The sequence below is a fragment of the Polyangiaceae bacterium genome (assembly GCA_015075635.1).
Taxonomy (GTDB): domain Bacteria; phylum Myxococcota_A; class Polyangia; order Polyangiales; family Polyangiaceae; genus JADJKB01.
In genome coordinates, this window is sequence record JABTUA010000002.1 from 1558437 (window position 1) to 1570403 (window position 11967).

General features: G+C 69.5%; 13 protein-coding genes. 7 read left to right on the plus strand and 6 right to left on the minus strand.

The features are described 5' to 3' along the window. The first annotated feature begins 333 nt into the window (after nt 1-333). Nucleotides 334-1536 carry a hypothetical protein gene (locus HS104_23265; GenBank protein ID MBE7482884.1) on the plus strand — a complete coding sequence of 401 codons (1203 nt, stop codon included), beginning with the start codon at nt 334-336 and terminating at the stop codon, nt 1534-1536. Nucleotides 1537-1647: 111 nt separating this feature from the next. Beyond that, on the plus strand, nt 1648-2109 hold the full coding sequence (locus HS104_23270; GenBank protein ID MBE7482885.1) for a VOC family protein: 462 nt from the start codon (nt 1648-1650) through the stop codon (nt 2107-2109). 31 nt (nt 2110-2140) lie between these two features. On the opposite strand, the gene HS104_23275 is transcribed toward HS104_23270, so the two are convergent. Together HS104_23275 and ggt are read right to left on the minus strand one after the other, a co-directional pair. Beyond that, nucleotides 2141-2401, minus strand: coding sequence for a hypothetical protein (locus HS104_23275; protein MBE7482886.1), 261 nt, complete (start codon nt 2399-2401; stop codon nt 2141-2143). After that, a complete protein-coding gene (gene ggt, locus HS104_23280; protein ID MBE7482887.1) occupies nt 2402-4051 on the minus strand; it encodes a gamma-glutamyltransferase in 1650 nt (549 codons plus the stop codon). A 54-nt stretch (nt 4052-4105) separates the two neighbouring features. On the opposite strand from ggt, the gene gshB reads away from it, so the two are divergent. The 3 genes from gshB (at nt 4106) to HS104_23295 (ending at nt 6449) form a co-directional block, all read left to right on the plus strand. Further along, nucleotides 4106-5047, plus strand: coding sequence for a glutathione synthase (gshB, locus tag HS104_23285; GenBank protein MBE7482888.1), 942 nt, complete (start codon nt 4106-4108; stop codon nt 5045-5047). A 69-nt stretch (nt 5048-5116) separates the two neighbouring features. Continuing rightward, a complete protein-coding gene (locus HS104_23290) occupies nt 5117-5419 on the plus strand; it encodes a hypothetical protein (GenBank protein ID MBE7482889.1) in 303 nt (100 codons plus the stop codon). A 25-nt stretch (nt 5420-5444) separates the two neighbouring features. Beyond that, complete coding sequence (locus HS104_23295; GenBank protein ID MBE7482890.1) at nt 5445-6449, plus strand: hypothetical protein; 1005 nt, start codon at nt 5445-5447, stop codon at nt 6447-6449. Here the strand turns inward: HS104_23295 and HS104_23300 are convergent. The 4 genes from HS104_23300 to HS104_23315 all read right to left on the minus strand — a co-directional run bounded on the left by HS104_23300 (nt 6443) and on the right by HS104_23315 (nt 11020). Next, a complete protein-coding gene (locus tag HS104_23300) occupies nt 6443-8077 on the minus strand; it encodes a PAS domain S-box protein (protein ID MBE7482891.1) in 1635 nt (544 codons plus the stop codon). The genes HS104_23295 and HS104_23300 overlap by 7 nt on opposite strands. Nucleotides 8078-8124: 47 nt before the next feature. After that, nucleotides 8125-9048 (minus strand): hypothetical protein, encoded by a 924-nt coding sequence (locus HS104_23305; GenBank protein ID MBE7482892.1) that lies wholly within the window; start codon nt 9046-9048, stop codon nt 8125-8127. A gap of 85 nt (nt 9049-9133) precedes the next feature. Further along, nucleotides 9134-10540, minus strand: a complete 1407-nt coding sequence (locus HS104_23310) for an AgmX/PglI C-terminal domain-containing protein (GenBank protein MBE7482893.1) — start codon at nt 10538-10540, stop codon at nt 9134-9136. Nucleotides 10541-10549: 9 nt separating this feature from the next. After that, the gene (locus HS104_23315) at nt 10550-11020 is read right to left on the minus strand and encodes a hypothetical protein (protein ID MBE7482894.1); all 471 of its coding nucleotides are present in this window, start codon (nt 11018-11020) and stop codon (nt 10550-10552) included. A gap of 93 nt (nt 11021-11113) precedes the next feature. On the opposite strand from HS104_23315, the gene HS104_23320 reads away from it, so the two are divergent. Beyond that, on the plus strand, nt 11114-11314 hold the full coding sequence (locus tag HS104_23320) for a hypothetical protein (protein MBE7482895.1): 201 nt from the start codon (nt 11114-11116) through the stop codon (nt 11312-11314). Nucleotides 11315-11333: 19 nt separating this feature from the next. Next, nucleotides 11334-11966, plus strand: a complete 633-nt coding sequence (locus HS104_23325) for a hypothetical protein (GenBank protein MBE7482896.1) — start codon at nt 11334-11336, stop codon at nt 11964-11966. Nucleotide 11967 lies beyond the last annotated feature (1 nt).

Genomic DNA, 11967 nt, shown 5'->3' on the forward strand with positions numbered 1-11967 from the left:
GGTCTGGCCTTGCCCCACCGTCCGTTCCGCTACCGCGGGCGCCCATTGTTCAGCGGCACGCGCCCGCGTGAGTAGCGCCTCGCGCTCTGTCGTCTTGGAGTCTGGCGTTCGCGGGTGAACGCCGTTCGTTGGACAGACTCCCGGGGCATTGCATGACCTCGTCGAACACACCGGCGAGCGGCCAACCTAGAGGGCGCTCCCCGACTACTGGTCGCCGCCGAAGAGACGGGAGCACGGTGCAGGCCTCTCACAGGAGCGCCGCACCAGCCACCGAACGCCGTATCGCGTCCAGCGCACCAGGTCACAGTCCGGTCGAGGGCGTAGTCTTTGGGCGTGCGGCGACTACTGGTCTCCTTGGGTTTCTTGGTCTCCGCCCCTGTCGTCCTGCCCAATGGCTGCGGCGGCACTTCGGACTCGGACTCGGAAGCGGGAAGCGGCGGACAGGCGGGCAGTCCCGATGGCGGCGGCGGCAGCGCGGCGAGCGACGTCAGCGTGGGGGGCACCGGGTCGTGCTCGCCCGCTGGTGCGGCGTGCTCCAGCTACTCGGACTGCTGCTCTTCCGCATGCGCCTATGGCGTCTGCCAATTTGGCGCCCCGGACGTCGTCACGTGCGAGCCGCTCGGTGCGCCGTGCGCCGCGGACTATTCGTGCTGCACGGGCTTCTGCTCAGGAGGCGTCTGCGCCCCGTTCGAGGGGGCAGTCTGCAAGTACGACGGCCAGCTCTGCAGCTGGGCGTCGGAGTGTTGCGCGGGCGCGTGCACCGGTGGCGTCTGCGGGCTCTCGGAGGGTGGACCGCCCGACGTCTACTGCAAGTACGACGGTCTAGCCTGCATTGGATCGTGGGAGTGCTGCGCCGGGGTCTGCGCCAACGGCCTCTGCGGCTGGAGCGGCGAGGCCGGCTGCAAGCTCGACGGCGACTACTGCAATGCCGGGTGGGAGTGCTGTTCCGCGACCTGCAACGCCGGCGTCTGCGGCTACGACGGCGGCGGCTGCCAGGTCGATGGGCAGCTGTGCAGCTTCCCGTGGCAGTGCTGCACAGGGTCTTGCTCCGGCGGCGTGTGCGGGCCCGAAGGAGGCATCTTCTGCAAGCCCGTCGGCGCGTCCTGCTCGAGCCCGACCGAGTGTTGCACGGGTGGCTGCTTCCAGGGCGTCTGCCAGGCGTCGCCCGACGCAGGCGTGTGCGCCGGCAACGGCGCGTGGTGCTGGGGCGACGCCGATTGCTGCTCGGCGTTCTGCGTGTCCAACAAGTCAGCGGTCGACGCCGGAGTGTGCAAGGGGCTCGGCGATTCGTGCAGCAGCGATGGGCAGTGCTGCTACCAGGAGTGCCTGGCCGGCAAGTGCCATCACGATTTCGAGGCCGGGTTCTGCTACCCCGGCGGTGCCCCGTGCGCGAGCTGGAGCACCTGCTGCTCGGAGAAGTGTCAGGCTGGCTTCTGCGTCGGTTCGGCTCCGCCGTGCAAACCGAACGGGCAGAGCTGCTTCGGTTGGAAGGAGTGTTGCTCTCAGAGCTGCCAGACCGGTCTGTGCGTCCCGTGAGCGCAGTCCGCCGCAGCGCCCGTATTGCGCCGAGCGCTCGCCGGAGCGCGGCTCCATGAGCCAGGCGATTGGCATTCGGTTACCATCGCTCGCGACGAAGGAGGATCTCCGATGAGCAAGGTGACACCGTTCCTGATGTTCAACGATCAGCTCGAGGCGGCCATGGAGTTCTACACCGCCACCTTCCCGGGCTCCGAAATCAGGAACGTCGCCCGCACCGGCAAGGACGGTCCGATCACCTCCGCCGAGTTCGTCGTCGGTGGTCAAGTCTTCATGGGCTACAACGGGGGCCCGTACTTCACGTTCTCCGAAGGCCTCTCGCTCTACGTCGACTGCGAGGACCAGGCCGAAGTCGACGAGTATTGGGACAAGCTGGTCAAGGCCGGGGCAACGCCTACCCAGTGCGGCTGGATCAAGGATCAGTTCGGCCTCTCGTGGCAGATCGTTCCACGGCGATTCATCGAGCTGATCCGCGACGAGGATGCCAGGAGAGTGAAGGCCGTGATGGAGGCCATGATGACGATGGTGAAGCTCGACGTTGCGGCCCTCGAGCGAGCCTACGAAGAGGCGTAACGGGCGTAAGCAACGACAGTGAGCGAACCCCCTACGGCGATGGACACGCGATCGACGCTGCCGGCGCCGAGCACTTCTCGTCGGCCTTCTTGCAAGCCACGGTGAAGTCGGTCGGGGACGTGGCGGGTGGGTCGCAGGGCTCCTTCCCGGAGTCCGGCCCCATGTCCTGAATCCACTTCGCGCAGATCTGCTGAACGATCTTCTCGCAGGCAGACTCGTCCCCAGTCTCGGTCTTCCCCGAGCACGCGCACGCGGCGGCGAGGGCGACCGCGGCCAAGGCTCTCCTCGTCATTCACTCCGCCTTCGCGCTGCCGTGCTTGCGCGGATCCGAGGCGGGCAGCTTGCGGCCATTCTCGATGGCGATCATCTGCACGCCGCTGGAGGTGAAGGGCATGGTGCCCACGACCTCGCCGCGCCACTTCAGATCCTCGATCAGGCTCGGCGCGGCGCCTTTCTCGAGCAGGATGCTGGAGCCCTGGGTCGGGATGTAGAAGCGCGGGCTCTTGACCAATTCCGCGGGTGATTTGCCAAAGGCCAGGCGACCGAGCAGGAGCTGGGTCACGTTGGTGCCGATGGTGGTGCCGCCGGAGCCGCCCAGGGCCAGCACCACCTGGCCGTCCTTGACCACCAGCGTGGGCGTCATGCTGGAGACGGGCCGCGCGCCGGGTCGGGGACGGTTGGGGCTCTCCTTCATGCCGAAGGGCGCGACGTCCTTCTGCTTGGTGAAGTCGTCGAGCTCGTCGTTCAGGACCACTCCACTCGCGCTGCCGGTGAGCTTGGTGCCGAAGACGCGGTTCACGGTGGTGGTGAGGGAGACGACGTTCCCTGCTGCGTCGGCGGTCACCAGGTGATGGGTGCCGTGCTCCTCCAGGCCGAAGCGCGGGATGGCGTGCGTGCGGTCGAGCGCGATGGTCTTCTTGCGGGCGGCCAAGCGCTTCTCGCCGATCAGCCCGTCGAGATCGACCTTCTGCTGGTCCGGGTCGCTCAGGTAGCGCATGCGATCGGCGACGGCGCCGCGCATGCCCTCGGCCAGGACGTGCTGGTACACGCCGCTCTGGTAGCCGTGCTTCACGAGCTCCGCCTTGGGGAAGAGCCTGAGCACCTGCGCGAGCAGCATCCCGCCGGCGGACGGCGCCGGCATGGTGTAGACGTCGTGGCCTTCCCAGCTCACCTTGATGGCGTTGCGCTCGACGGGCTTGTAGGCGTCGAGATCGGCCTGGGTCAGCGCGCCGCCGTGCGCGCGCGCCGCCGCCACCAGATCCGCGGAGACCGCGCCCTGGTAGAAGCCCGGCGGACCCTCGGCCGCGATCTTCGCGAGCGTGGCCGAGAGCTTCTCGTTCTTCACCAGCGCGCCGACCGCCGCCGGCTTGCCCCCGGGGTAGAAGAGCGCGCCGATGCCGGCGTCCGCCTTCAGATCCTTCTCGGAGCCCTTGAGCATCGCCCCGAGGTGCGGGTTCACCGCGAAGCCGTTCTTCGCCACGCGCACCGCCGGCTCGACCACCTCCTTCCAGCTGCGCTTGCCGTGACGGCGGTGCAGCTCGAACAGCCCCGCGACCTCACCCGGCACGCCGGTGAGCTTGGCGCGCTCCGCCGGCGGCAGCGGTCGCTTCTCGAACGCCGGCGCGTCCACGCCCTTCGGCGCGGTCTCGCGGAAGTCGAGCGTGGTCACCTTCTTGTCGGCGGCCATCCAGACCAGCGCGAAGCCGCCGCCGCCGATGCCGCTCGACGTCGGGCTGGCCACGCCGGCCACCAGCGCGGCCGTGACCGCTGCGTCCACGGCGTTGCCGCCGGCGCGCATTTGCGCCAGCGCCTCCCGCGTCGCGAGCTCGTTCTCCGTGGCGGCCGCCGCGCGAGCAGCGCGCTGAGCCGGGGCGCGCGGCGCCGCGAGCACCAGCACGACCGCCCAGAGAAGGCCCAGCGAAAGCGAAACCCCGCGACGCACGCTCACCCCTTGTCTGATACGATCCCGCGGCCAGTCTGCAAAGGGACGATCGCCGTGCGCTTCCTGTTCGTGATGGATCCAGCCGAGAAGATGCTCCCGGACAAGGACACGAGCTTCGCGTTCATGCGCGCGGCCCGGGCCCGCGGCCACGAGTGCCTGCACTGCGAGCCGCGCGAGCTGATGAACTACGGCGCCGAGGTGCGCGCCTTGGCCCGACCGATCGCCGTGTCGGACCAGCCGCCTCACGTGCAGATGGGCGCAGCGGAGGAGGTGGAGCTGGCGGGCCTGGACGCGGTCTTCATCCGCAAGGACCCGCCCTTCGACCCCGCCTACGCCCACCTCACGCAGCAGCTCGACCTGGTGAAGGGCCGCACACTGGTGGTCAACGACCCCCGGGGCCTGCGGGACGCGAACGAAAAGCTGTTCGCGTTCCACTTCGCGTCGCACATGCCACGCTCGCTGGTGAGCTCGGATCCGGCGCGCATCCTGGAGTTCGTCAAGTCGGTGGGCGACCGCGCGGTGCTGAAGCCGCTGGACGGCGCCGGCGGCGTGGGCGTCGTGACCCTGAGCACCGGCGACCGCAACGCGCGAGCGCTCGCGGATCTGCTCACGCGCGAGGGCCAGGAGCTGGCGCTGGTGCAGGAGTTTCTGCCGGACGTGGTGGCGGGCGACAAACGCGTGCTGGTGCTCGACGGCGAGCCGCTCGGCGCCATCCTGCGCGTGCCGCGCGCCGACGACTTCCGCGCCAACATCCACGTCGGCGGGAACGCGCAGCCCACGGAGCTGACGCCGGCTGAAGATCAGCTGGTGCGCGAGGTGGGAGCGCGGCTCCGCGCGCACGGCCTGTGGTTCGTCGGGCTCGACCTGATCGGCGAGAAGCTGATCGAGGTCAACGTCACCAGCCCCACCGGCATCCAGCAGCTGTCGCGGTTCCTCGGCAGGCCGGTGGAGCAGGAAGTGATCGCGTGGGTCGAGTCGCGGCGCGCGGAGCGCTGAGCTTGCGCTTCGATAAGCGCGGCCGCAGGAACTTGGCCCTTCGGCACGGGCGGAGCCAGCGTCGGCCCCATGTCGCGCCCCTGCGAAGTCTGCGAGTCCTTGGCGAAGCTCACGACCCTGGAGGAAGACCCCCGGCGCGTGCGCCGCGTGCTGGTCGGGGATCGCATCGTGGCGCTGTGCGCCACCCACTCCGAGCAGCTCCGGCGCTCGGGAGTGAGCGACGTGGAAGGCATGCGGCGGCTCTTCACCGAGCCCGAGGGAACCCGCTCGCTGGTGGGGCGGCGCTCGCCGCTCGATCGTCGCGTCTTCCCGCCGCGCCCGGAGGGCAGGCGGCGCGGCGAGGGCCGGCGGCACGACGATCTCCGGGAGTAGCTGGCAAGAGGAGCGCGGCTCCGGCATGAACCTGCGGCGCCCCGAGCTCTGGATCCTGCTCGGCTCGCTCGCCTTGGCCGCGTGGTGGTTCACGCGTCCGTCCGCGCCGACCGCTCTGCCGGAGCGCAAGCCCGAGCGGCGGGCACCCGCCATCGCGGCGCTGCCGCCCGGCGCGCAGCTGCTCGCGCGCTTCGATCTGGTTCGGATCCGGCAGAGCGGCCTGGGCTCCGCCATCACCGGCGGCGGGCGCGAGCTCACGGGTCTCGGGAGCCTCACCGAGCTGTGCGGCTTCGATCCGACCGAGCAGATCCAGGAGCTGGCCCTCGCCACACCGGCTGCGGCAGGGGACGAGCCCGCCCTGGGGATCGTCGCCACCGGCGACTTCGAGCCCGAGCGCATCTTGAGCTGCGTGGCCAAGGTGATCTCGCGACGCGGCGGCACGCCGACCCAGAGCAAGCTCGGCGAGTTCTCTTCTGTGCGTGACCGCAGCCGCGACGGCGCGGAGGTAGCGGTGCGGTCCGGCGGACCGGTGCTCGTCGGCGAAGGCGCGTACTTCCGCGCCATGCTCGACGCCGCCGACGGTCGGGGGCCGACCCTGCTCGGCGACGAGGCTCACGCCACGCTGCGCGACGCGGTGGGTGGTCACGGTGCGCTGAGCGTGACCTTCGTCACGCGGCCCGGCTGGCTCGAGCGCTGGGTGACCCGAGACGAAGCCGGGGCCGCGCCGCTGGGCGTGGTGCGCGCCGGTGCGCTCCGGGTGGACCTCGAGCCCGTCCCGCGAGCCACGCTGTTGCTTGCGTGCCCAAGCGACTCCACCTGCAAGGAGCTCGGCGAGTGGGTCGAGAAGACCCAGCGCGAGCTGCGCGCGGGCATCACCCGAGAGGCTCGGCTCGATCCCGTCTCCTCGGCAAAGGTGAGCGTGGAGCCGAACGCGGTGCGCCTCGCGCTCGACTTCGACTCGCGGAAGCTCCAGCAGCTCTTGCTCGCGCTCCTGCTCGACGACGAGCCCAAGCCCACCGCGCCTCAGTGAGGCTTGCAAGCGCTGATCAGGCCGCGCACGCGCTCCGCGTCGAAGGGCTTGTCCAAGTGCCGGCCCGCGACGCGCTCGATCAAGCCGCGTTGCCGCTCGTCCGGCGCTCCACCCGTCATCAGCACCACGCGCGCGAGCAGCTCGGGGCGCTCCCGGCTCAGCGTCTCCACCAGCTCTTCGGCGCCGACGCTGACCAACGTCGCGTCGCAGAGCACGAGGTCGAACTGATCTCCGGAGAGGAGCTCCTCGTTGGCCTCCCTGGCCTTGCGCACGCAGGTGATCGAGTGGTCCGGCTCGAGCATCAGGCGCAGCGCCGAGCCCACCGCCGCGTCGTCGTCGATGACCAGGAGCCGAACGGCAGCGGTCGCCGTGGGCCGCGGTGCGGGATTGGACGAGCCTCGCGCCGGCAACGTGACGCTTCCCAGGCTCGCCGCCGCAGGCAGCACGATGCGCACGCGCATGCCGCGATCCGTGTCGTCCACGGACATCTCGCCTCCGAGCCCCTCCACCACGCTGCGGCAGAGGGGCAAGCTCAGCGCGCGCCGGAGACCTTCCTTGGGCGTGGGAAACGGCTCGAGCATCCGCGCCATGTCCCTGGGCTCGCGATAGAGCACGTCGTCGAAGACCTCGACCACGACGTGCTCGGCGTCGCCCCTCATCACCAGCTCGACGCGCCCTTCACCGGTCTCCGGCAGCGACTGCGCCGCGTGCGCGAGCAGGTTCAAGAAGACCTGCTCCAGGCGGCCGCGGCTCGCCATCACGGGCGGTGCGTCCTCGAGCTCGATCGACAGCTGGCCCTTGTGCCGGAGCTCGTTGCCGATCAGCTCCAGCGCGGCCTCGAGCACCGCGCGAACGTCCACCGGGGTCCGGCGGTCGTCGTCGATGCGCGACAGCGAGCGCATGCGCCGCACCACTTCTGCGATGCGCTGCGCGCCCTCGTGAGCCTCGCGCAGGCGCTTCAGCACCTCCTCGCGCTCCGCCTCGCTGCCGAGCCCCGCGGCGATGGCGCGCTCGGCCTGCTCGAGATCCACGAGCACGTAGGACAACGGGTTGTTCATGGCGTGGGCCAGCCCGCCGGCGAGCAGCCCGAGTACCGCCAGCCGATCCGCCTGCAAGAGCGCGGCCTCCACCTGCTTGCGCTCGGTGGCGTCGCGCGCGAAGGTCAGGATCGACGGCGCGCCCTCGTATTCGATGGGGATCGAGCTGACCTCGATGGTGAGCAGCTCACCGTCGCGGCGATACACTCGGTACTCGAACGGCGGCAGCGTGCGCCGCTCCACCAGCATCGCCATGGCGCGCTGTTCGAGCTGTGCCACGTCGTCCGGGTGCGCCACGCTGCGCGGATCCTTGCCCAGGGCCTCTTCCAGACTGTCGTAGCCGAACAGCCGCACGGCGGCCGGGTTGCCGTAAGAAATGCCGCCGAGCCCGGTGATGAAGACCGGCTCCGGAATGGCCTCGACCAGGGCGCGAAAGCGCGCTTCGGACCGCCGCAGCTCCGCCTCCACGCTGGCGTCGGATTCGAGCGTGACGCTGACCTCGTCGCCGGAGGCGCTCACCCGCGCGCCCACCGCCTCGAGCGCGCGGCCGATCGCAGGAACGACGGCGTCGAGCTCGAGCTCCGGATCCACCGCCCGAGGCTCTCACTTGCCCGGGCGGTGTCAAGCACCCGTCGGAGTCAGTAGCTGCCGTTGCCGATGGTGATGTACGTAGCGGGCTCGGGGAGCACGGGGTCCTTGTCGTCGCGCTGTACCACCTTGCCACTACCGGTATCGACCACCTCGACCAGGATCTCGATGGCGACGTTGGCTTCTTCGTAGGTCCTGAGCCCCAGATCGAAGCCGGTGAGCCCGGCGATCGTGCCCGGGATGTACTGCTGCACGAGCTTGTCGTTGTAGGAGCGGTTCTCGACCGCGAAGGCGTGGTTGACCAGACCCACCGCTGGATTGTCCTCGGCGTCGAGGGCGGGGTCGGGCGGGGGCGCGGTGAGGATGATGTTCATCGCCGTCGCCAGGTCGATGCTCATCTCCTTCATGTCTTCGTAGGTGAACGTGCCGTGGCGTCGCGAGGGCCGGCCGCTCTTCGTGCCTGGCAGCTCCATCAGGATGTCGATGCCCGAGAGGTTCGGCATCTGCTCTTCACGCTGCGCGTCCGTGACGCTGAGACCCGGCCAGTAGCGACCGAACTCGTTCCAAGGATCGAGCAAGAGCTCCACGTTGTGGGTCTCCTCGTCCAGGTTGGTCAGCGTCCACGACACCTGAACCTTGAGGTCGCTCGCCAAGAGCCAGGGCTTGGCCGGGTACGGCGCGACCGGCGCGCCGTTCAAGCCGTCCTGCTCCGCAGCCGTGGGCGCCTTGATCGGGACGGCGACCGCCCTCTTGACCTCGTACATGCTCATCTCGTCGCCCTCGTAGATGGCAGCCATGCCCTTGGTCATGCCGAGCTGAATGGGCTCGAGGGTGCGGGTCTCTTCCTCCTCCGAGCAGCCCATCGACAGCAGCGCGAAGGCACCCAGGAAGAGACCGCGCGAGGGCGCCAAACCCCAACGGACGGGGGCGAGACCCCCCAGCGCACGGGACACGAGCAGCGAGATTTTCTGCATTTTCGGACCCCTAGAGAAAAGCCGAAGCCCAACTATGCCACGGGCGTGCCAGCGCTCCAAGGCGCGGCGGCGCGGGCGGCTCCGCTCACTTCTTGCTGGGCTTGAAGCTGAACGTCCAGCTGGCGTTCGTGGGCTTGTCCGCGGAGGGGAAGCTCAGGCGGCTGAACTGACGCACGATGCAGCCCTCGACGCGTGGGTTGCCGAGCGACGAGCTGCCCACGCTGGCGCCCGCCACCGAGCCGCCGGCCGAGATGCTCCACGCGATGCTCACGCTGCCCGACATGCTCGGGTTCGACGAGGCCGCTGCTTCGTAGCAAGCGCGGAACGCACCGTAGCGCGACATCACCACGCGCGAGATCTGAGCGGGGGTCAGGCCCTGCCCCGGCTTCGGCACGTCCTTGCCCTCGACCTTCTTCTCGCCCGGGCCCGAGCCGGAGCCGTCACCCGAGCCGTCGCCGCCACCCTTGCCGCCCTTGCCGTAGCCGCCCAGGCCCTTGCCCCCGGGGCCACCGCTGCCGCTACCGAAGCCGCCGCCCTTGCCCGGGCCCCAGCCCGTGTCGAGCGTCCCCGAGCCGAAGGGCACACCCTCACCGTCGCCGCCGCCGCCGGGACCGGAGCCCTTGAGCCCGGTGCCGCTGCCGCGCCCGAGCACGATGTTGTCCGAGCGCAGCCCGCCGAGGGCGTCCGCGACGGAGCTGATGGTGCCGAGGGTCTTCTTCACTTCCTCGCCGACCTCGCTGCTCAGCACGTCGGACATGCCGCCGAGGCTGCTCTTGATCTCGCCCTTCAGCTCGGTCTTGTCGGCAGGCCCCTGCTTGCCCAGCTGCCCCTCGGCGCCCTTGATCTTCTTGCCCCCGCCCATGTCCTTCTTGTCTTTGGCGCCGGGGTCCTTGATGCCTTGGCCCTTGTCGGAGTCTTCCTTGCCGGTCTGCTTCTCCGGTTCGACGGGCTCGTCCTTCAGGTTGAACTGCACCGCGAGCTCGGCCGCGCTCGTGAGCTCGAGCGGCTTCGGGATCGCCGGCGGCGTGGTGATCGCCCAGATCATCGCCAGACCGCCGCAGATGGCGACCAGCGAGAAGATGAAGGCGAAGATCAGCCCCCACTCGACGCGGCGCTTGGTGCGCAGCGCCGGCGGCGCGTTCGCGAACTGGAAGAAGACGCTGAACGTCGGCCCGTACTGCACGACGCCGAAGTCACCCGCGACGATCGGCACGGGCGCGCCGCCCCGAGCCAGGTCCGCCGCGTTCTCGCGGCGGCCGCGCAGAAACACCACGCCACCGGTGGCGCCCCGCGCGTCGAGCTCCCAACCGCTGGCCACCGCGCGCACCGGCACGTCCGGCATCGGGCTACCGTCCGGCTTGGGCAGGGTTGCTTCCTTGAAGTCGCCGAACGCCAGCGACTGGCCCCCGCCGAGCTGGCGCATGGCGACCACGGTGGTGCCCCACACCGCGGCGGTGCGAAGGATGACTGGGGCTGCAGCGGGGAGTGCCATGACGACCTCTTACTTTACGGCGGGGCTTCGGCGCGTGTCGCTCAGCTCGCGCATGAAGGAACGGTGCCCGAGCGCCCCAGCGGCGAACTCGGCGCGCACGCGGCGCATGAAGTAGACGACCTGCGGGGACTTCAGCCGGCCTTCGACCTCGACGGGACCGAACTTGTAGGTCTTCACGCCACCGTCGCCTTCGCTCTTGGTCTCGAGCACCGAGGGCGCTCCCGTCGTGGGCTTTCCCTCGGTCTTCGACTCCTTGGCGCCCTCGGCCTTGGCTTCCTTCGTGTCCTTGGCCTCGGTCTTGGGGGCGTCCTTCGGCTCCTCGGCCTTCTCCTCGACCGGGACCAGCTTCCCGTTCTTCCAGACCTTCTTCACCTTCTGGCCCTTCTTCGGCTGCGCCTCGACGTCGCTTCCGGTGAGGGCCACGCCACCGGCGGCCACGAGGGCGAGGGCAAGGGCCCAGGCGAGGGTGGGGCGGGGCATGCGGACGCAAAGCATAGCCGGAAAGGCTGGGGGTGGGCGAGGGGGGGGAAAAAAAGGCGCAACTCGGGCCGGCGGGGCCCCGAAGAGCCGCGCATGAGCACGAACGCACGCTTCGCAAAGATCATGGAAGACCTCGCCAACGTCGAACGCGAGCGCGAGGCCCAGGAGGCGACCTGGAAGGCCATCGGTCCCGAGCTCGCAAGGGCGGGAAAGGCCGAGCTCTGGGTCGAGTCGCTTCCGGAGATGACGACCGCGCCGGCCACGCCGGTGTTCTTGGGTGGCGTGCGCGCGTGAAGAAAGAAGGAGAACGATCATGGGTACCAACAACGTCTCGCAGGGCCAACCGCCCGCTTACACCACTGCCACCGCCGAGGGCGCGAAGGCGACGATGAAGTCGATGCTCGAGGCCGCCGAGCTCGACGCCAAGCTCGACGCGATGCTCGGCATCGGCACGTTCCTGACCGCCGAAGAGATGTACTTGTTCGCAGAGGCGAAGCTCAAGAGCACGGACGCCGAGCTCAGCGCGCACATGAAGGACATCACCCTCAAGAAGGAGATGGGCGCAGCGATGCAGGAGATCTCGGCCGGGATCCGCAGCGTCAAGAACTCCACCGGCCCGGAGCAAAAGGCAAAATTCGAGGAGCTGATCGAGAAGGCGAACAAGGCTGGACTGACCGACGTCGCGGATCTGCTCACCAAGGGACTCGCCAAGATCGAAGCCAACATCAAGAACTTCGGCGATGCGAGCACCTCCGACTTCATCGAGAGCGTGGCTCTGGACGTCGACGCGAAGGTGACGGCGCTCACCTCGAGCACCGAGCTCACCATGATCCGCATTCAGGGGCTCATGCAGCACCGCAGCCAGGTCTTGCAGCTCGCGAGCAACGTGATCGCGGCCCTGAACGAGCCGGCCAAGAACGCCATCGGCAACATCCGGGGGTCGTGAG